Annotated in this window: 19 protein-coding genes; 13 read left to right on the top strand and 6 right to left on the bottom strand. The window is 68.4% G+C overall.

Translation table 11 applies throughout. The features are described from left to right. Window positions 1–219: 219 nt before the first annotated feature. The gene (gene cobM, locus ACFTS5_RS23250) at window positions 220–963 is read right to left on the bottom strand and encodes a precorrin-4 C(11)-methyltransferase (protein WP_378634439.1); all 744 of its coding nucleotides are present in this window, start codon (window positions 961–963) and stop codon (window positions 220–222) included. Between the two features lie 92 nt (window positions 964–1,055). On the opposite strand from cobM, the gene ACFTS5_RS23245 reads away from it, so the two are divergent. Then, the gene (locus tag ACFTS5_RS23245) at window positions 1,056–1,745 is read left to right on the top strand and encodes a DUF3105 domain-containing protein (RefSeq protein ID WP_378634436.1); all 690 of its coding nucleotides are present in this window, start codon (window positions 1,056–1,058) and stop codon (window positions 1,743–1,745) included. Here ACFTS5_RS23245 and ACFTS5_RS23240 read toward each other — a convergent pair. From ACFTS5_RS23240 to ACFTS5_RS23230, 3 genes are read right to left on the bottom strand one after another with little or no spacing between them, the layout of a single operon-like run. After that, a complete protein-coding gene (locus tag ACFTS5_RS23240) occupies window positions 1,742–2,167 on the bottom strand; it encodes a PPOX class F420-dependent oxidoreductase (protein WP_378634433.1) in 426 nt (141 codons plus the stop codon). The two genes, ACFTS5_RS23245 and ACFTS5_RS23240, sit on opposite strands and share 4 nt — an antisense overlap. A gap of 59 nt (window positions 2,168–2,226) precedes the next feature. Next, entirely contained in the window at window positions 2,227–2,844 is a 618-nt protein-coding gene (locus ACFTS5_RS23235) for a LuxR C-terminal-related transcriptional regulator (RefSeq protein WP_378634431.1), read from the bottom strand. Continuing rightward, window positions 2,841–4,028: a sensor histidine kinase gene (locus tag ACFTS5_RS23230; RefSeq protein WP_378634428.1), complete on the bottom strand. Its 1,188-nt coding sequence runs from the start codon at window positions 4,026–4,028 to the stop codon at window positions 2,841–2,843. Before ACFTS5_RS23230 ends, ACFTS5_RS23235 begins: the two co-directional genes overlap by 4 nt. 130 nt (window positions 4,029–4,158) lie before the next feature. On the opposite strand from ACFTS5_RS23230, the gene ACFTS5_RS23225 reads away from it, so the two are divergent. From ACFTS5_RS23225 to ACFTS5_RS23210, 4 genes are all read left to right on the top strand, one after another. After that, on the top strand, window positions 4,159–5,199 hold the full coding sequence (locus ACFTS5_RS23225) for an ABC transporter permease (RefSeq protein WP_378634425.1): 1,041 nt from the start codon (window positions 4,159–4,161) through the stop codon (window positions 5,197–5,199). Between the two features lie 85 nt (window positions 5,200–5,284). After that, window positions 5,285–5,995 (top strand): ABC transporter ATP-binding protein, encoded by a 711-nt coding sequence (locus tag ACFTS5_RS23220; RefSeq protein WP_378634424.1) that lies wholly within the window; start codon window positions 5,285–5,287, stop codon window positions 5,993–5,995. Between the two features lie 29 nt (window positions 5,996–6,024). Continuing rightward, complete coding sequence (locus ACFTS5_RS23215) at window positions 6,025–6,456, top strand: NYN domain-containing protein (protein WP_378634421.1); 432 nt, start codon at window positions 6,025–6,027, stop codon at window positions 6,454–6,456. 47 nt (window positions 6,457–6,503) lie between these two features. Then, the gene (locus ACFTS5_RS23210) at window positions 6,504–7,814 is read left to right on the top strand and encodes a chloride channel protein (protein ID WP_378634419.1); all 1,311 of its coding nucleotides are present in this window, start codon (window positions 6,504–6,506) and stop codon (window positions 7,812–7,814) included. 20 nt (window positions 7,815–7,834) lie between these two features. Here the strand turns inward: ACFTS5_RS23210 and ACFTS5_RS23205 are convergent, their stop codons facing one another. Then, complete coding sequence (locus tag ACFTS5_RS23205) at window positions 7,835–8,434, bottom strand: TetR/AcrR family transcriptional regulator (RefSeq protein ID WP_378634416.1); 600 nt, start codon at window positions 8,432–8,434, stop codon at window positions 7,835–7,837. Between the two features lie 87 nt (window positions 8,435–8,521). On the opposite strand from ACFTS5_RS23205, the gene ACFTS5_RS23200 reads away from it, so the two are divergent. The 8 genes from ACFTS5_RS23200 to ACFTS5_RS23165 all read left to right on the top strand — a co-directional run bounded on the left by ACFTS5_RS23200 (window position 8,522) and on the right by ACFTS5_RS23165 (window position 19,462). Beyond that, window positions 8,522–10,129, top strand: coding sequence for a carboxyl transferase domain-containing protein (locus ACFTS5_RS23200; RefSeq protein WP_378634413.1), 1,608 nt, complete (start codon window positions 8,522–8,524; stop codon window positions 10,127–10,129). 5 nt (window positions 10,130–10,134) lie between these two features. Continuing rightward, on the top strand, window positions 10,135–12,243 hold the full coding sequence (locus ACFTS5_RS23195; RefSeq protein WP_378634411.1) for a biotin carboxylase N-terminal domain-containing protein: 2,109 nt from the start codon (window positions 10,135–10,137) through the stop codon (window positions 12,241–12,243). Further along, complete coding sequence (locus ACFTS5_RS23190) at window positions 12,240–13,400, top strand: acyl-CoA dehydrogenase family protein (RefSeq protein ID WP_266293533.1); 1,161 nt, start codon at window positions 12,240–12,242, stop codon at window positions 13,398–13,400. The genes ACFTS5_RS23195 and ACFTS5_RS23190 overlap by 4 nt, the downstream gene beginning before the upstream one ends. Continuing rightward, window positions 13,397–13,879, top strand: a complete 483-nt coding sequence (locus ACFTS5_RS23185) for a MaoC family dehydratase (protein ID WP_378634408.1) — start codon at window positions 13,397–13,399, stop codon at window positions 13,877–13,879. Before ACFTS5_RS23190 ends, ACFTS5_RS23185 begins: the two co-directional genes overlap by 4 nt. A gap of 43 nt (window positions 13,880–13,922) precedes the next feature. Continuing rightward, the gene (locus ACFTS5_RS23180) at window positions 13,923–14,738 is read left to right on the top strand and encodes an HpcH/HpaI aldolase/citrate lyase family protein (RefSeq protein ID WP_378634405.1); all 816 of its coding nucleotides are present in this window, start codon (window positions 13,923–13,925) and stop codon (window positions 14,736–14,738) included. Between the two features lie 56 nt (window positions 14,739–14,794). Beyond that, window positions 14,795–16,738 (top strand): acetoacetate--CoA ligase, encoded by a 1,944-nt coding sequence (locus tag ACFTS5_RS23175; protein WP_378634402.1) that lies wholly within the window; start codon window positions 14,795–14,797, stop codon window positions 16,736–16,738. Between the two features lie 12 nt (window positions 16,739–16,750). Beyond that, a complete protein-coding gene (locus ACFTS5_RS23170; RefSeq protein WP_378634400.1) occupies window positions 16,751–17,965 on the top strand; it encodes a TetR/AcrR family transcriptional regulator in 1,215 nt (404 codons plus the stop codon). Between the two features lie 81 nt (window positions 17,966–18,046). Continuing rightward, window positions 18,047–19,462, top strand: coding sequence for a DUF1254 domain-containing protein (locus ACFTS5_RS23165; protein ID WP_378634397.1), 1,416 nt, complete (start codon window positions 18,047–18,049; stop codon window positions 19,460–19,462). A 19-nt stretch (window positions 19,463–19,481) separates the two neighbouring features. Here ACFTS5_RS23165 and ACFTS5_RS23160 read toward each other — a convergent pair whose 3' ends face one another. Further along, the gene (locus ACFTS5_RS23160; protein WP_378634396.1) at window positions 19,482–20,135 is read right to left on the bottom strand and encodes a hypothetical protein; all 654 of its coding nucleotides are present in this window, start codon (window positions 20,133–20,135) and stop codon (window positions 19,482–19,484) included. Window positions 20,136–20,156 lie beyond the last annotated feature (21 nt).

Here is a 20,156-nt window from a genome sequence, read left to right as displayed (position 1 = left end):
CAGCGCCGGTCTACTCGTCGCAAACCATCGCACCAATCTACCGGTGTGCTCGCCCCGCAACCAACCACCTCCATAGCCGCCGAGCATCGGCCCAGGTAAAGCCTGCGACCCACGTTTGCTGACGCTTGTCTGCGTTCTCACATCCCCGCTGGATGACCTGTGCACCGCGGCGACTGAGTGATGGATCACACCGATTGGTCTGCTGTGCTGGAGTGGGTGTTACCGGGCCCTGGCCGGGTCGTAGAGGTGCGACTGGGCGCAGTCGATGGACGTGGCCAGCGCGCGGCCGACCAGGATCACCGCGGCTTGACGAAGGCCTGCCGCCTCCACCTGGTCGGCGATATCGGACAGGGTGCCGCGCAGGACGAGCTGTTCGGGTTGGCTGGCGCGATAGACGACGGCGACGGGGCAGTCCGCGCCGTACTCGGCGACCAGCTCGTGTGCCAGCACTCTGATCCGGGTGATCGCGAGATGCAGGACGAGCGTGGCACCGGTGGCGGCGAAGTTCGCCAGCGCCTCACCGTGCGGCATCGCGGTGGAGCGCGCCTGGGTCCGGGTGAGGACTACCGACTGGACGACCTCGGGGACGGTCAGTTCGGTGCCGAGGGCGGCCGCCGCGGCCGCGTAGGCGGGGACGCCGGGGGTGATGTCCCACGCCACGTTGCGGGCGTCGAGCCTGCGGGTCTGCTCCGTGAGAGCCGAATAGAGCGAGGGATCGCCCGAACACAGCCGGGCCACGTCCTTGCCCGCCTCGGTGGCGCGCACGAGGTGGTCGATGATCTGGTCCAGGTTCAGGTGCTGGGTGTCGATCAGTTCGGCGCCGGGCGCGCAGTGGGCGAGGACCTCGGGGTCGAGGTAGGTGCCCGCGTAGAGGCAGACGGGGCTGTCGCGCAGCAGGTTGACCGCTCGCACCGTGAGCAGGTCGGCGGCGCCGGGGCCTGCCCCGATGAAGTGCACAGTCATGGTCGGGAGTCTAGGAGTGCCCCCGGCGCGGGCAGACAAGTAGGTTCTGTGTCGGACGGCAGGTGTCGGCGACGAGGAGACGGGGGTCCGCGATGCGGGTTTCGAGTAGGTCCGGTGGGGTGCGCGGCGCAGGCGCTTGCGCGGTCGTGGTCGTGGCCGCCACGCTGGCGACCGGGTGCTCGGGTGAGAAGGTCGCCGGTCAGGCGACCGCCACCGCGGACAGCTTCGCCCCGTCCTCGGACAACCGTGACCCCTCGCTGCAGATTCGCGGCGTCGTCGTCACCGAGATCGCGCCCGGCCAGCAGCACGTGCGGCCGAACCAGCGAGTCGCCTACCCGGCGATCCCCCCGGTGGGCGGACCGCACGACGCGCAGTGGGCCGCCTGCACCGGCGTCGTCTATTCGAAGGCCCTGCGCACCGAGAACGCGGTCCACTCGCTCGAACACGGCGCGGTGTGGATCGCCTACGACCCCGCGAAGGTGAGCGCGCAGGATCAGGCGGTGCTGAGCGCCAGGGTCACCGACCGCCAGTACACCCTGATGTCGCCCATCCCCGACATGAACCACCCGATCTCACTGCAGTCGTGGGGCCACCAGCTCACCGTCGACTCCGCCACCGACGAACGCATCGACCAGTTCATCGTCGCCCTCCGCGAAAACCCGTACACCACCCCGGAAGTCGGCGCGACCTGCTCGTCTCCACTCTTCGACCGCACCGATCCCCCGCCGTACGACCCGACCCCGCCCGGCCCCGACGCGGTCCCGATGACCGGCGCCCGCTAGCCCGTCATATCGAACTGCGCGATGATCTTCGTCGGCCGCACCCGCACCACCAGTTCGCCCGCGACCCCGTTGCGCTGACCGAATTCGTCCGCCTTGTCCGGGCCCATGTACCGGGCGGCGATGGCGGTAGCGGTTCGCACGAGCTCATCGAGGTCTTCGGACAGCGTGACCGTCCCCTGCACCTCCACCAGCGCGTACGGCGGCTCCTCGAGGTCGACGCACACCGCGACACGCGGATCACGCGCGAAAGCCCGCCCCTTGGCCGTGTTCTTACCCGTATTGAAAACCAGCTCGTCACCTTCGACGACGAACCACACCGGCGTCACCAGCGGACGCCCGTCCGCCGCCGCGAACGCCACCTTGCCCGTTCGCGTTCCGTGGGAAAGAAATTCGCGCACCTTCGGATCAGACAGAGAGGCCATGCGCCCAGGGTAAACGCAGCGGCGGCGGTGGCGCCGAAGGTGAATCAGCATGTCGACAGTCAGATCGCGCCGCTTTCGCGTGCCGTGGCGACGGCGGAGGTTCGGGACTTCACGCCGAGTTTGGCGTAGATGTGGACGAGGTGGGACTTGACGGTGGTTTCGCTGAGGAACAGTTGTTTGGCGATATCGCGGTTGGACAGGCCCGCGGCTACCAGGCGGAGGACTTCTACTTCGCGGGGGCTCAGAGTGGTGTCGGCTCGGCGGACCCTGGTCATCAGGCGGGAAGCGACTGTTGGGGAGAGGACGCTTTCGCCCGCTGCGGCGGCGCGGACGGCGGCGAGGAGTTCGGTGGGTGGGGTGTCCTTGAGGAGGTAGCCGACGGCGCCCGCTTCGATGGCGCCGAGGATGTCAGCGTCGGTGTCGTAGTTGGTGACGACCAGGACATTCGGTGGGGTGGGCAGGGCCCGCAGGCCCGCGGTGGCGGAGGCTCCGGAGCGGCCGTCGCCGAAGCGCAGGTCCATCAGGACCAGATCGACGGGCGTGGCGGCGCAAAAGGCCACCGCCGCGTCGGCATCCGCGACATCGCCGACGACGGTGATGTCGGCGGCAGCGTCGAGGAGCGCGCGCAGGCCCGCACGGACGATGGCGTGATCGTCGGCGAGGAGAAGGCGGATCATGAGGCCGCTCCGAGCGGGAAGGTCACCGTCACGGCGGTGTGGCCGGGCTCGGATTCGACCGTCATCGCACCGCCCTGTTGCTCGACGCGGCTGCGCATGGCCGCGAGGCCGAAGGCCCCGGATCGGGGGTGGCGCAGCGTATCCGGATCGATGCCGATGCCGTCGTCGACGATATCCAGGTGCGCGTCGGTGTCGTCGTAGGTGAGGGTGACCCGCATGCGCTCAGCCTGCGCGTGCTGGACCACATTCGCCACCGCGCTCTGCGCGATCCGCACCAGCGCCGCCTCGACCGGCATCGGCAGTCGTTCCGGCTCACCCTCGACGAGCAACTGCGTGGTCAGTGCCGGCGACTGTGCGCGCAGGCAAATGCGTTCCAGCGCTTCGGCCAGCGATTGCCCGTCCAGTGCGGCGGGCGACAATTCGTCGATGAGCCTTCGGGTTTCGGCCAGGTCTTCGGCGGCGGTCTCGCGCGCGAGCCGAATACGGTCCAGCGCAGGATGATCCGGTGCGGCCTGCTCAGCGCTGTGCAGGAGCAGTTGGATACTGCTCAGGCCCTGGGCGACGGTGTCGTGGATTTCCTTGGCCAGGCGTTCGCGCTCGGAGAGCTTGCCCGCTGTCCGTTCCTGTTCCGCGAGAATCGCTCTGGTGCCGATCAATTCGTCGATCAGCCGCTCCCGCTCGACCGCCTCACGGCGCAGTGCCTGATAGCCGAGCCCGATCCCGATCGCCACCAGCGCGCCGAGAACAGGCCCCACCACCGCACCCGCGGACCAACCACGATGCGCCGCGAACCCGATCACACCGACCGCCGTCGCCGACACCACCGCGACCAGATTCCACGGCCGTGGCAGCAGGTGCAGGTAGACGAAGAACAGCCCGAACGCCAGGTAGACCGCATCAGGGGTGAGCGCGAGCAGGACCAGCCACAACACGGTCAGCGCCGACAGCCACACCCACACCGCCGCCGCCCCATCGGGATAGGCATGCGAACACGAGCGAGGGAACTCGGTCCCCGCGAAATACACCAGCAACCACACCACCGTCAGCGCGACCACCGCGACACCGTGACCACCGCCGCCGGGCAGCAGCGCGCGCACCGCGACCACCACCGCCAGCACCGTCACCAGCACATGCAGGCCGAGGCGCAGGGTGGTGACCACCGGGGTCAGGGGGGACGAGTGCACGTCGACCAGCTTATGTGCGGCAACTACACGGGCATCCATCGAAAGATGTAAACGCCGCCAGACCTTGGATGGACGGCGTTTCGTGCGCCGGTGCGATGGCGTCGACCGACAAGAACGACAGAGTGGAGTCATGTTCGTCGCACTCCGAGATCTGCGAGCCGCCCGTGGCCGCTTCCTGCTCATCACCACTGTCGTGCTGTTGGTGGCGGTGCTGGTGAGCTTCCTCAGTGGCCTCACCGCTGGGCTGGCGCACCAGAACATCTCCGCCGTCCAGGGGATCGACGCCGACCGGGTCGTTTTCGCCGAGACCGGGGCCGACCCGTCTTTCGACTCGTCGGTGCTCACCGAGCAGCAGATCGCGCAGTGGAAATCGGCGGACGCGACCCCGATCGGGATCTCGCGCACGAGGGCCGAGCACGCTGGTGCCAGCCCGACGCAGGTCGCGTTGTTCGGCGGCGACCCGTCGGCGTTCAGCAATCGCCCTGCTACCGAACCCGGTGCGGTGGTGCTGAGTTCGGCGGCGGCTCGTGAACTGTCCGCGGGCACCGGCGATGTCGTCCTGCTGGCGGGCCACGAGTTCACCGTCGCCGACGTAGCCGGTGACGAGTGGTACAGCCATACCCCCGTGATCTGGACGAGCATGCAGGACTGGCAGGCGGCCAGCCCGCGCGCCGGCGACGCGACCGTGCTCGCGGTGACCGGCGATGTCCCCGGCGGCCTCGACGCCGAAGCCGGAACACACTCGCTGCCCGCGAAGGATGCCGTCCAGGCGATCGGCTCCTACCAGGCCGAGAACAGCTCACTCACGCTGATGACAGTGCTGCTGTTCGCCATCTCGGCGCTGGTGATCGGGGCCTTTTTCACGGTCTGGACCGTGCAGCGCCAACCCGACATCGCCACGCTGAAAGCGCTCGGCGCGACCACCGGCTCCCTGGTTCGTGACGCACTCGCCCAAGCCGCGATCGTCCTGACCGCGGGCGTCACGGCGGGCCTCGCGATCACCGCCCTGGCCTCACTGTTCCTGGGCGAGGCGATGCCTTTCGTGCTCAGCCCGGCGACGACCCTGGTCCCCGCGCTGGCCCTGATCGTCCTCGGCCTCGCCGGCGCCGCTGTCGCCCTGCGCTTCCTGTTCACCACCGACCCGCTGACCGCGCTCGGCGCGACCCGCTGACGAACCCATGACGACCGTCGCCCGCACCGATGCCGCAGTCGCGCCGCCGATCCGGTGCACCGCGCGACCAACCGAAGGATCCACCGTGGCAATCACTCTCACCGACGTCACCCTCACCTACCCCGACGGCACCGGCCGTCTCACCGCCCTCGACCGGGTGAACATGCACGTCCCCGGCGGCACCATCGCCGCGGTGACCGGCGCGTCCGGATCAGGGAAGTCGAGCCTGCTGGCCGTCGCCGCGACCCTGATCCGGCCCGACTCGGGCACGGTCGTGCTCGAAACCGATTCGGCCACTATCGATCTGGCGACGCTGAGCCGTCGAGCAGCCGCAGCAGCTCGCCGGACCTCGATGGGCATCGTCTTCCAGCAACCGAATCTCATCCCGTCGCTCACCGCCGTCGAGCAGCTGGAAGTGACCGCCCACCTCGGCGGCCCGAAGCGGGCATCGCGTAGTGAAACCCGTTCCCGCGCACGGGAACTACTCGAAGCGGTAGGTCTGACCGAACAGGCTCACAAACGTCCCGCCCAGCTCTCCGGTGGCCAACGCCAGCGCGTCAACATCGCCCGAGCCCTGATGAACGACCCCGCCCTGCTCGTGGTCGACGAACCCACCAGCGCGCTGGATTCCGAACGCGGCGCCGCGATCATCGCCCTGATCACGACCATCGCCCGCGAACACCGCGCCGCCACCATCCTGGTCACCCATGACCCGACCCACCTGCACCGCATGGACGCGGTCTACCGCATGACCGACGGCCGCCTCACCGGCGTCGCCGTCCCCACGCCTGCCTGACGCTGCTGCCACCGGGCAGACTGGGCCCCATGAGCGATCCGAGGCATCTCATCGTGGTGGATGCGGCCAATGTCATCGGCTCGCGCCCCAACGGTTGGTGGAAGGACCGCGCGGGCGCCGCGCGCAGGCTTCTCGCCGGCCTGGCGAACCTGACTACTCGCCTGCCCGAGACCACCGAGGTCACCGTCGTCCTCGAAGGCGCGGCCAAAGCCGCCGCCGACGGCGCCGAACCCTCCGCGCCGCGGATGAAGGTGGTCCTCGCCGAACGCTCGGGCGACGACAAGATCGTCGACGTGGTCGCCGAGTCCGATTCCCACGAACAGATCACCGTCGTCACCGCCGACCGCGAACTCCGCACCAGAGTCGAAGCCCATGGCGCCGAAACCGTCGGCCCCGGCTGGTTCTGGAACCAGATCGAAGCTTCACCCGCTTCGGGTGAGGACAGGACCGAGTCGAGCTGACAGGCTGACTTCGCTCCTCGTCGCGGGGATTCGGTCATGGAGGTGTGATGGCGGATACGCATGCCCCGGACGTCGATCCGGTTGCGGTCATGCGCTCCAAGCGGTACCTCGTGGCTCTACTGCTGGCGGCGGCTCTGGGCATACCGATCTCTTTGGTCGCGTATGGCTTCCTGGCCGCGGTAACGAAGATCCAGCAGTTCCTGTTCAGCGACCTCCCGGGCGACGTCTTCTCCGGTGGCACGCCATCATGGTGGCCACTGCCCTGGTTGGTGCTCTGCGGCGTGTTGACCGGTGCGACCATCCGCTACCTGCCAGGCAACGCCGGTCACTCTCCGGCATTCGGGTTCCACGCCGGAGGCACGCCGGTCGACAAGGAAATGCCGGGCATCATCCTGGCGGCACTGGCCACGCTCAGCCTGGGGGCCGTCCTCGGTCCGGAGGCCCCGCTGATCGCGATCGGCGGCGGACTCGCGGTGCTCGCGGTGCACCTGCTGAAGAAAGACGCGCCCCCGATGGCGCTGGTGATCATGGCGTCGGCGGGCAGCTTCACCGCCATCAGCACCCTGTTCGGCTCGCCGATCCTGGCAGCGTTCCTGATCATGGAAGCCGCCGGAATCGGTGGCGCGACGCTGAGTCTCGTCGCGGTACCGGGACTACTCGCCTCCGGTATCGGTGCCGTCGTCTTCGTCGGACTGGACAGTCTCACTGGACTCGGCACGTTCTCCCTCGCGCTGACATCCGTTCCGGCGGCGGTGAACCCGACTCTGGCCACGATGTGCTGGGCTGTCGTCGTCGGCGGGATCGCGGCACTCCTCGGCTGGGCGATCCGCTGGGCCGGGCTGGCACTTCGACCGCTCGTCCACACCAATCGCATTCTCGTGACGGCAATGCTCGGGTTGCTCATCGGTCTTGCCGCCACCGCCTACCAACTGATTTCCGGGAACAGCTTCAACCAGGTGCTGTTCTCCGGCCAGGACGCCCTACCCGAACTCGTCGCCCACGCCGCCGACTATTCGGTGGGTGTCCTGCTTCTGCTCGGTCTCTGCAAAACGGTCGCCTATTCGATTTCGCTGAGTGCGTTTCGTGGTGGACCGGTGTTCCCGTCGATCTTCATCGGCGCCGTTCTCGGCATCGCGATGAGCGGACTGCCGGGCATGAGTATGGGTCCGGCGATCGCGATGGGCATCGGCGCGATGTGCGCGGTGATGCTGCGCCTCCCGTTGACCTCAGCGCTCCTGGGTGTTCTGTTGCTCGGTACCGATGGCATATCGGTGACTCCCCAGGTGGTCGTCGCTGTGGCCGTGGCCTTTGTCCTGATCAATGTCCTCCCGATCACCCCAGCCGAAGAAACCGGCTGACGGCGCTTCCGACCGGAGAACTACCCGGCCGACAGCGCTGCCAAAGCCATCTGCCTCAGCACCGGACGGGCCCGCGAAGCGCTCGCCGCCGACGCGCTGTGCGGCGTGGAGTTGATCAGGCCGAAGGCGGCGTGGGCCTGAATGCGGGCGGCTTCCTCGGGGAGGGCGGGGTTCAGTTCGCGCAGGACACCCACCCAGATCTCGACGTATTGGCGCTGGGTGCGGCGCAAGATCCGGCGGTCGTTGGCGGGCACGTTGTCGAGGTCGCGGTCCTGGATACGGATGAGTTCGGGATTACCGAAGGCGAAGTCGAGATGGAAGTCGACCAGGGCCGTCAGCGCCGAGGCGGCCGACGGCGCTTCGTCGACAACGGCGCGACCGCCCGTGAGCAGGCGCTCACTGATGCCGACCAGGAGTTCGACCAGCAGCGCCTCTTTGTTCGCGAAGTGCCGGTAGACGGCGGGGCCGCTGATGCCGACCGCCGCGCCGAGGTCGTCGAGCCGCACGCCGAAGAAGCCACGGTCGGCGATGAGCCGGGCGCCCGCGGCCAGCAACTGCTCGCGCCGCTGAGCCTTGAGCTGCTCGCGGCGGGTCGCCTGGACAGGCTCGGTAGTCGACATTGTGGCCGCCCCCTCTGGACAACTTGGTTAGTCAAGATTAACCTGAATTTCAGTTATTGGCGATTAACCGAGTGAGAGAATGGCGCGATGACGGTTACGCACGAGACCGAAGACGGCACCGTGGCCGTGACGAGCAACCGGGACGCACACGGCGCCCTGGTCGCGGATCTGCGGCAGCGGCTTGCCGCAGCCGCGCTCGGCGGTCCGGAGAAGTCCCGCGAACGGCATGTGGCCAGGGGCAAGCTGCTCCCCCGCGAGCGCGTCGAGCAGCTGCTCGACCCGGGCAGCCCGTTCCTCGAGCTGGCGCCGCTGGCCGGCAACGGCATGTACGGCGACGAGTGCCCCGGCGCGGGCATGATCGGCGGCATCGGCCGCATCTCGGGCCGTGAGTGCCTGATCCTGGCCAACGACGCGACGGTCAAGGGCGGCACGTACTACCCGATCTCGGTGAAGAAGCACCTGCGCGCGCAGGAAGTGGCCGCGCAGAACAACCTGCCGTGTGTGTACCTGGTGGACTCCGGCGGCGCCTTCCTACCGCACCAGGACGAGGTGTTCCCCGACCGCGAGCACTTCGGCCGCATCTTCTACAACCAAGCGAACATGAGCGCCAAGGGCATCGCCCAGATCGCGGCAGTCATGGGCTCGTGCACCGCGGGCGGCGCGTATGTGCCCGCGATGGCCGACGAAGCCGTCATCGTGCGTGATCAGGGCACCATCTTTCTCGGCGGCCCGCCGCTGGTGAAGGCCGCGACCGGTGAGGTCGTCACCGCCGAGGAGCTCGGCGGCGGCCTGCTGCATTCGCGGACCTCCGGCGTCACCGACCATCTGGCCGACGACGATCGCGACGCGCTGCGGATCGTCCGCAAGATCGTCGGCACGCTCGGCCCGAAGCCGGAGGCGCCGTGGGAGGTGCTGCCCAGCACCCCGCCCGCCAAGAACGAGGACGAGCTCTACGACGTGGTCCCGGTGGACCCGCGCACGCCGTATGACGTGCGCGAGGTGATCGACCGGATCGTCGACGGCGAGGCCGGATTCCACGAGTTCAAGGCCGAATACGGCAAGACCCTGGTCACCGGGTTCGCTCGCATCCACGGCCATCCGGTCGGCATCGTCGCCAACAACGGCGTGCTGTTCGCCGAGTCCGCGATGAAGGGCGCGCATTTCATCGAACTGTGCGACAAGCGCACGATCCCGCTGCTGTTCCTGCAGAACATCACCGGCTTCATGGTCGGGCGCGACTACGAGGCCGGCGGCATCGCCAAGCACGGCGCGAAGATGGTCACCGCGGTCGCATGTGCACGGGTGCCGAAGCTGACCGTGGTGATCGGCGGCTCCTACGGCGCGGGCAACTATTCCATGTGCGGGCGCGCGTATTCGCCGCGCTTCCTGTGGATGTGGCCGAACGCGCGCATCTCGGTGATGGGTGGCGAGCAGGCTGCCTCGGTGCTGTCCACGGTGCGCGGCGATCAGCTCGACAGCGCGGGCAAGCCGTGGTCCGAGGAGGATCAGGAGGCCTTCAAGGCGCCGATCCGGGACCAGTACGAGACCCAGGGCAACCCCTACTATTCGACGGCCCGGATCTGGGACGACGGCGTCATCGCGCCGACCGACACCAGAACCGCACTCGGCCTTGCCCTTTCGGTGTGCGCGCAAGCGCCGCTCGAACCCGTTTCCTACGGCGTCTTCCGGATGTGAGCGACATGCTGAACAAGAACCATCTCGTCGAATTCGACACCGTCCTGGTCGCCAATCGCGGCGAGATCGCGGTGCGTGTGATCAAGACCTTGCGCGACATGGGCATTCGCTCGGTCGCGGTGTACAGCGACGCCGATGCCGACGCGCGCCATGTGCGTGAGGCCGATGTCGCGGTGCGGCTCGGACCGGCGCCGGCGCGCGAGAGCTACCTGTCGATCGAGAAGGTCGTCGATGCCGCCGTCCGTTCGGGCGCACAGGCGGTACACCCGGGTTATGGCTTCCTGTCGGAGAACTCGGCCTTCGCGACGGCACTGGCCGACGCCGGCATCGTGTTCCTCGGCCCGCCGGCCGAGGCCATCGAGGTGATGGGCGACAAGATCACCGCGAAGAAGACGGTGACGGCGTTCGGGGTTCCGGTGGTGCCCGGCATCGCCGAACCCGGCCTGACCGATGACCAATTGATCGCCGCCGCGACGGACATCGGCTACCCGGTGCTCGTGAAGCCGTCCGCGGGCGGTGGCGGCAAGGGCATGCGCCGGGTCACCGACCCCGCCGATCTGCCCGCCGCGCTGGTGAGTGCCCGGCGCGAAGCCGCCGCGGCCTTCGGCGACGACACCCTGTTCCTCGAACGGTTCGTCAACCGGCCCCGCCACATCGAGGTGCAGATCCTGGCCGACAAGTTCGGCAATGTGGTGCACCTGGGTGAGCGCGAATGCAGCTTGCAGCGCAGGCATCAGAAGGTGATCGAGGAGGCTCCCTCACCGCTGCTGGACGCGCAGACCAGGGCCCGGATCGGCACCGCCGCCTGCAATACCGCCCGCAGCGTGGACTACGTGGGCGCGGGCACCGTGGAGTTCATCGTCTCGGCCGACCAGCCCGACGAGTTCTTCTTCATGGAGATGAACACCCGTCTGCAGGTGGAGCATCCGGTGACCGAGATGGTCACCGGTATCGACCTGGTGGAATGCCAGGTGCGGGTCGCCGCGGGCCAGAAGCTGGCGCGCACCCAGGACGAGATCCACCTCGTCGGGCACGCGATCGAAGCACGTGTCTACGCGGAGGACCCTGGTCGCGGGTTCCTGCCGACCGGCGGCGCCGTGCTCGCGCTGTCGGAGCCGGAAGGTGCCGGCGTGCGGGTGGATTCGGGGCTCTCGGTGGGCACCGTGGTCGGTAGCGACTACGACCCGATGCTGTCGAAGGTGATCGCGCGCGGCGATACTCGCGCCGACGCGCTCGTCGCGCTGGACCGCGCGCTGGAACAGACCGTGCTGCTCGGCGTCACGAGCAATATCGAATTCCTGCGGTTCCTGCTCGCCGACGATGATGTGCAGGCGGGCCGTCTCGATACCGCCTTGCTGGACCGCCGCGTCGCCGACTTCGTACCCGCCGAGGTGACCGACGACGAATTCATCGCGGCCGCGACACATCACTGGTTGCGACGCTGGCCCGCCACCGGCGGCGACCCCTGGTCGACCCCGTCGGGATGGCGCCTCGGCGAACCCGCCCCGACATCGATCAGGCTGTCCGCGGGCGACCAGGCGCGCCACGTGTTCATCACCGGCACACCGGCTTCGGCGACCGTGTGGCTCGACGAGCCGGAGTCCGGCGGACTGACGAGCCGCCCCGAACCCCGCACGCTCACCGCCGCCGTCTCGGCCGACGGTCTCGCCTCGACGCTCGACGGTCTGCGACGCACCTACCGCATCGCCGAGGCCGACGGCCAGCTGTGGGTGAGCCACGACGGCGGCCTCGCGGTTCTGCGCGAGGTCGCCGAGGCGAGCGTGCGTGGCGACGCCGCCCACGTGGGTGATGCCGAAATCCGCAGTCCCATGCCGGGTTCGGTGATCGCCACGCCGGTCGAGAGCGGCGCGACCGTCGCCGTCGGCGATCCGGTGATCGTGATCGAGGCCATGAAGATGGAGCACGCGCTCACCGCGCCGGTGGCAGGCACGGTGGAGGTGCTCGCCGTCCCCGGCGCCCAGGTGAAGCTGGACCAGGTGCTGGTGCGTGTCGTCGCCCACCCCGCAGAAACCGTCGTCGCGGCTGCCGCGACAGAACCCGCCGTCGCCGAGACCGCCGCGGCACCGACCGAGCCCGAAGGAACCCCCGCATGACCGACTACCTGTCCACCGGTTCGCTGCCGGAGGAATACCGCCAGCTCGCACTCACCGTGCGCGATTTCGCCAACCAGGTCGTCGCGCCGGTGTCGGCGAAACACGATGCCGAACACAGCTTTCCGTACGAGGTCGTGGCGGGCATGGCCGAGATGGGCCTGTTCGGCCTGCCGTTCCCCGAGGAGTTCGGCGGCATGGGCGGCGACTACTTCGCCCTGTGCCTGGCGCTCGAGGAACTCGGCAAGATCGACCAGAGCGTGGCCATCACCCTCGAGGCGGGGGTGTCGCTGGGCGCCATGCCGATCTACCGTTTCGGCAACGACAAGCAGCGCACCGAATGGCTGCCCCAGCTCACCAGCGGACAGGCGCTGGCAGGCTTCGGCCTCACCGAACCCGACGCGGGCAGCGACGCGGGCGGCACCAGGACCACCGCCGTGCAGGACGGCGAGAGCTGGGTGATCAACGGCAGCAAGCAGTTCATCACCAACTCCGGCACCGACATCACCCGCCTGGTCACCGTCACCGCGGTCACCGGACAGGCAGGCGGCAAGAAGGAGATCTCCACCATCCTGGTGCCGACCTCCACCCCGGGTTTCGTGGCCGAGCCCGCCTACAACAAGGTCGGCTGGAACGCCTCCGACACCCACCCGCTGAGCTTCACCGACGTGCGGGTGCCGCAGGAGAACCTGCTCGGCGAGCGGGGTCGCGGCTACGCCAACTTCCTGCGCATCCTCGACGAGGGCCGCATCGCCATCGCCGCGCTGGCCGTCGGCGCCGCGCAGGGCTGTGTCGACGAGAGCGTGCGCTACGCGGGCGAACGTCAAGCCTTCGGACAGGCGATCGGCCGCAACCAGGCCATCGCGTTCAAGATTGCCCGAATGGAGGCGCGGGCCCACGTCGCGCGCACCGCCTACTACGACGCCGCCGCGCTGATGCTGGCGGGCAAGCCGTTCAAGAAGGCCGCCTCGATCGCCAAGATGGTCGCCAGCGAGGCCGCGATGGACAACGCCCGCGACGCCACCCAGATCTTCGGCGGCAACGGCTTCATGAACGAATACCCGGTGTCGAGGCACTACCGTGACAGCAAGATCCTGGAAATCGGCGAGGGCACCACGGAGGTACAGCTGATGCTGATCGCACGGGAGCTGGGTCTGTGAGCGAAGTCAGGCGGGTGGTCCAGCGCGGGCTGTGGTTCGAGGAGTTCGAGATCGGCACGATCTACGAGCACCGGCCCGGCCGCACCATCACCGAGGCCGACAATGTCCTGTTCACCACGCTGACCATGAACACTCAGGCCCTGCACCTGGACGCGGCCTTCGCCGACGCGCAGCCGCCGTTCAACCAGCGCCTGGTGAATTCGATGTTCACGCTGTCGACCCTGGTCGGGCTCTCCGTCGCCCAGCTCACCCAGGGCACGCTGGTCGGCAATCTCGGTTTCTCCGAGATGACCACGCCCGCACCGCTGTTTCACGGCGACACCATGTACGCGGAAACGCTGGTCACCGACAAGCGCGAATCCAAGAGCCGTCCCGGCGAGGGCATCGTCAGCCTGGCCCACACCGCACGCAACCAGCACGGCGTGATCGTGGCGACCGCGATACGCAAGACACTGGTCCGCAAGGCGCCGCGGGCATGAGCGGCCGGCACCCCGCCACCGGGCACCGTCGAAAGGACGCAGTATGAGCTGGCAGCCGAGTGGTCCCGCGTGGTTGTTCTGCCCGGCCGACCGCCCCGAACGCTTCGCCAAGGCCGCCGCGGTGGCCGATGTGGTGATCCTCGATCTCGAGGACGGTGTCGCGGCGGGTGACAAGGCCGCGGCCAGGCAGGCGCTCATCGACACCCCGCTCGACCCGCAGCACACCGTGATCCGGGTCAACGCGGCCGATACCGACGACTACGCGGCCGATCTGGCGGCGCTCGCGCAGACCGCCTACCGCCGGGTCATGCTGCCCAAATGCGAGTCGGCCGATCAGGTTCGCAGCCTCGACGGCTACGAAGTGATCGTGCTGGTCGAATCGCCGCTCGGGGCGGTGCGGATCACCGAGTCGGTGCAGGCCGGCAATGCCATCGGCGTGATGTGGGGTGCCGAGGATCTGGTCGCCGGACTCGGTGGCAACTCGAGCAGGCATGCCGACGGCAGCTACCGCGATGTCGCCCGTCAGGTGCGTTCGTCGACTCTGCTGGCGGCCAAGGCCTTCGGGCGCTTCGCGCTGGACTCGGTGTATCTGGACATCAAGGATCTCGACGGCCTCGCCGCGGAGACGAGCGATGCGGTCGCCGTCGGATTCGACGCCAAGGTCGCCATCCACCCGAGTCAGGTCGCGGTGATCCGCGACGGTTACGCACCCGACCCCGCCGAGCTCGACTGGGCGCATCGGGTGCTGGCGGAGGTGCCCAACCATCGTGGCGTCTTCGCGTTCGAGGGCCGTATGGTCGACGCGCCGGTGCTCCGGCATGCCGAGCAGATCGTCCGGCGCGCAGGCGTGCCCAGCTGATCATCGGGTAACCCACCCCCCGAGACACGAGTAGTCCAGACCGAGGAGGACATCCGGTGCAACCGCAATGGGTCCCGAGCGCGCACGACGTCGCGTCGGCTCGAATCACCGACTTCGCCACCTTCGTCTCCACGCGAACCGGCGACCAGTACCCCGACTACCAGGCCCTGTGGCAGTGGTCGGTGGACGACATCGCCGGCTTCTGGCAGGCCGTGTGGGACTACTTCGAGCTCGGCGAGACCGCCGGTGAGGTGCTCGGCTCGCGGGAGATGCCGGGCGCGCAATGGTTTCCCGGGACCCGGCTGAACTACGTCGACCAGATCATCCGGATGGCCCAGTTCGGCCGCCCCGCGGTGATCGCCCTGCACGAGGAGGCCGAGCCGCAGGAGGTGTCCTGGGCCGAATTGATCGAACAGGTCACGGTTTTCGCGCGCACCTTGCGTGAGCAGGGCGTCGAGGCGGGCGACCGGGTGGTGGGCTACCTGCCCAATATCCCGGAAGCGATCGTCGCCTTCCTCGCCACCGCCAGTATCGGCGCGGTGTGGAGCGCCTGCGGTCAGGACTATTCCGCCAAGGCCGCGCTGGACCGGCTCGGCCAGCTCGACCCGACGGTGCTGGTCACCGCCGACGGCTACCGGTTCGGCGGCAAGGCACACGACAAACGGGCCGACATCGCGGCACTGCGCGACGGGCTGCCCGACCTGCGCGCCACCGTCGTCGTCGCGCAACTCGGACTCGAGGTCCCCGACACGCTGTCCTGGACGGACTCGGTCGCCGATGCCGGACTCGGTGTCATCGAAACAGTCCCCGTCGATTTCGATCATCCGTTGTGGATCGTGTTCTCCTCCGGCACCACCGGGCTGCCCAAGGGCATCGTCCACGGACACGGCGGCGTGCTGCTCGAACACCTCAAAGCCGTAGCGCTGCAATCGAACATGGGCCCCGAGGACACGTTCTTCTGGTACACCAGCCCGAGCTGGATGATGTGGAACTTCCAGGTAGCGGGTCTGCTCACCGGCACCACCGTCGTCACCTACGACGGCAGCCCCACCGCGGGCGGGCCGGATGCGCTGTGGCGCATCGCCGCTCAGGTGGGCGCCACCGTTTTCGGGACCAGCCCCGGCTATGTTCTCGGCTGCGTCAAGGCGGGGTCGGTGCCACGCGCCGAGCACGACCTTTCGGCCCTGCGCTCCGTGGGTATCACCGGTTCGTCGCTGCCGGTGTCGAGCGCGCTGTGGTTGAACGAGAATGCCGGAGACCACGTTCAGGTGAACTCGATCAGCGGTGGCACCGATGTGGTGTCGGCGTTCGTCGGCGGTGTCCCGACCGTGCCGGTGTGGCCGGGTGAGCTGTCGGCGCCCTATCTCGGCGTCGCCCTCGATGCCTTCGACGAGCAGGGCAACCCCGTGCGCGGCGAGGTCGGCGAGCTGGTGGTCACCGCGCCGATGCCGTCGATGCCGGTGAGCTTCTGGCGTGACGACGACGGAAAGCGCTACCACGCGGCCTATTTCGACACCTACCCCGGCGTATGGCGCCACGGCGACTGGATCACCCTCACCGAACACGGCAGCATCGTCGTGCACGGTCGCTCCGATTCGACGCTCAACCGCCACGGCATCCGCATGGGCAGTGCCGACATCTACCAGGTCGTCGAACAGTTCCCGGAGATCGCCGAGGCCCTGGTGATCGGCGCCGAACAACCCGACGGCGGCTACTGGATGCCCCTGTTCGTCGTGCTCGCCCCCGGCGCGGAACTCACCGAAGACCTGAAAACCCGTCTCGCCACCGCGATCCGCACCGAGGTCTCCCCGCGCCACGTCCCCGACGAGATCCGCGAAGCCCCCGGCATCCCCCACACCCGAACCGGCAAGAAACTGGAAGTCCCCATCAAAAAGCTCTTCCAGGGCGCCGATCCCGCTCGTGTCGTCGAACGCAGCGCCGTCGACGACCCCGCACTCCTCGACTGGTATGCCCGGATAAGCCCACCCGACAAGGGCTAATACACTTGAACTATGAATGTCAGCGAGTCTCGTGGGGCGCGTGGGGTAGCTGGGACTGAAGTTCGGCGGCGGCCGAAGAATCGCCGGGCGCAGATCGCGGCGTCGTCGGCGGTGGCGTTCGGCGCCGCCGGATATCACGGGGTGAGTATGGAGGACATCGCGTCCGGGCTGGGGATCAGTTCGGCCGCGCTGTATCGGCACTACCCCAGTAAGTACGCGTTGTTCCGGGAGGAGTTACTTCGGGTCGGGCAAGCGTTCACGGCATCGATCGTGGTGTCGGCCGAAGACACCCTGCCCGCGGCGCAACGGTTGCGGCACATGCTGACCGGGCTGATCGGCGCGACCGTCGAGAATCGGGCGACGGTACGGCTGGTGCGATGGGAGGGCCGCTACCTCGAGCCGACGGACCGGGTGGTGCTCGACGAGCAGCAGGGTTCGGTGCTGGTCGCGCTCGACGAACAGCTGGCGATCTTGCGTCCCGAATTGACCACGGCCGAGCTGCGGATGATCTCCACGGCGATTCTCGGTGTGGTCACCAGCGTCGCCGATCATCACGCCGCGCTGCCCCTTCGCACGCTGAACAAGTTGCTCGGCTCGGCGTGTATGGCGCTCACCGACACCGTATTGCCACCTGCCGCAACCGTTTCGGAGCTCGGCGCCCGCGCCCAGATTCCCGACTCGTTCAAACACGAACTGCTGCTGCGCAAAGCGGTGGAGCTGTTCCACAAACGCGGCTATCCGAATGTGAGCGTGGAGGACATCGCCTCGGCGGCGGGATTGTCGGCGGCATCGGCGGTGTACCGGTTCTATCGCGGCAAGAGCGACATCCTCGCCGCGGCGTTTCGACGCGCGGCCGACCGGGTGTCGGGGGCGATCGGGCCCGCGGTGGCGAGCACACCCGACAGCGGGGCCGCGCTCGGCGTGCTGGTCGACCAGTTCGTCGCCGACACGTTCGACGAGCGAGCGCTCGCCGTCGTCTACTACGCCGAATTCGGGCACGTGCCCGCCGAGGAACGTGCCGTCCTGCGCAATATCCAGCGGTTGAGCGTGCAGGAGTGGGCGCGGCTGGTGCGCGATATGCGGCCGGAGCTCTCCGCGGCCGAGGCGCGTTTCCTGGTGCACGCGGCGTTCGCGATGGTGATCGACCTCGGCCAGCGCTTCGGCGACGACCCGATCGCAGGCCGGGCCAGGGTCGGATACCTGATGCGGCGGGTGCTGCTCGGCTGAGGCAATTCACCCGTCGCGTATGAGGCGGTGCGTTGCTGACTCGTCATACGCTCGGCGATCAGGCCTTCGAACGGAGCGTGCATGGATTCTCGCGCGAGCGCGCTGACCAGGCGGTCGTTGCTCGGGCTCGCCGCCGCGGCCGCCACGGCGGCGGCGTTGCCCGGATGCGGTGACGAATCGGTACCCGAGCCGATCCGCACCACCGGTCGCCCGGATGTGCTCGCCCGGGCGATCGACGCCTACATCTACGGCTATCCGATGATCCTGCTGGACATGATGCGCGCGGCGAGCGGGCCGATCAACGGCTTCGATCACAGCGTCCTGCCCGATCCCGACGATCGCGGGGTGGCCAGGCTCAGCCACGACATGGTGTATTCGCAGGCGTGGCTCGACCTCACCGAAGAGCCGATCGTGCTCCAGATCCCCGGGATGGAGCCCGACCGGTTCTGGCTGTTCCAGCTGGTCGACGGGTGGGCGAACACCGTGCACGACCTGACCAGTACGACCCCGCGGACCACCGTGGACGCCGACGGTCCACCCTTCACCTATGTCCTCACCGGGCCGCAGTGGACCGGTGCGCTGCCCACGAAAGTGACCCGGCTGCACATGCCGTCGTCGATGTGCACGATCGTCGCGCGGGTCCAGATCAACGGCACCGGGGACGCGCCGACGGTCCACCAGTGGCAGGAGAAGATGAAGCTGATCCCGCTCAGCGCCTGGGATCGCGGTGAACTCGCGGGGACGGTCAGCCGCGTCCACGCGATAGACCGTGGACCCGAGCCACCGGCGAAGCGGATCGCCGCGTTGGACGGCCGCACCTATCTCAACCGCCTGTGCCGGCTGATGCTCACCGATCCCCCCGCTGCCGCCGACGCGCCACTGATGACGCAACTGGCCACGATCGGTGTCCAGCCCGGCGGGGTCGTCGACGACCAGCCCGCCGAAATCCTCGACGAGGCGGTGCGCCAGGCCCACCGCCGCATCGCCGACTGGACAGACCCGACCGCCCGCTCCGTCAACGGCTGGGAGATCCCCATCGACCTCGGCACCTTCGGTACCGACTACCTCCGCCGCGCGGCCACCACCAAGCGCTCCCCCGCCCTTGCCCCCGTCCGTGACGTGCTCTACGCGAACCGCGACGCCCCCACCACCGACGACCGGGGCAACCCACTGCGTTACCGAATCCGCTTCGAACCGGGCCGATGGCCTCCTGTCCACGCCTTCGCCTCGATCACCGCCTACGACACGCAAGGCTTCCTTGTCCCCAACCCCGACGCGATCTACTCGGTAGGTCACTTCCCCGCCGTTGTCCCCGCCCCCGACGGATCCGTGGAACTAGCCGTCCAGCACCAGGACCCACGTCCCGCCGTCCCCACCGGCAACTGGCTCCCCATCCCCGCCACCGGCGACTTCTCACTCACACTGCGCCTCTACGCACCGCGCGAGGACGCCCTCGACGGCAAGTGGGAGCCGCCGCCGATGACCCTGGTCGACTGAGCCGGGCACGGTGTGCCGATCACCCGAACTCGACAACGGTGCCGTTCTCGATCGACACCCTCGCGGCCTCGAACAGCAGCAGCCAGGTGTTCAACTCCCGGTCGAACGGGTGCGGTGAATCGCTGTCCAGCATCGTCCGGATCCTGCCGAGCTCGGCGTCGGAGAGCACCCCATCGACCAGCTCGATACCCAAATACGCTGCGACATAGACGAGTTCGCGCATCAGCGCGTTGCTCGACCCGACCATGCCACCGGCGATGTCGACGTCCTCGCCGACGAAAAGCACTTCGTCGAAATCGACCGGTACGTAGAACCCTTCGCAATCCGAATGGCAGATCAGGTGGGAGTCGAAGGTGGATCCGACCAGGTCGATGGCTGGATCATCCGAAGCGCTGTCGCCGTCGGCGACGGGTGTGAGCGGCTGCTCGGGATACTCACGCGCTCGGGCATACGCACGTCGCAGATAGTGCACGAAAGAGTAGGGCACGCTCCCTATCCGAGCGCGGTCCACCGCCGGTCCCGCAGCCCTCGGCTCGTCGTGCGGAGCAAGCCCCTCCCGCACCAGTAATTCACTGAGCGCACGCAGTTGCTCGGTCAGCGCATCGAGATACTCCGGGTCACTGCCGTCTGCCACGGCAAAGGCCAGCCCCCCGGTTCCCACTGAAAGTCCCATGGTCGCAAAGCTAGCCCGACC

It is taken from the genome of Nocardia sp. NPDC056952 (genome assembly GCF_042674185.1).
Classification (GTDB): domain Bacteria; phylum Actinomycetota; class Actinomycetes; order Mycobacteriales; family Mycobacteriaceae; genus Nocardia.
Note: the sequence above shows the minus strand (reverse complement) of the source record. Positions and strands in the feature narration are given on the sequence as shown.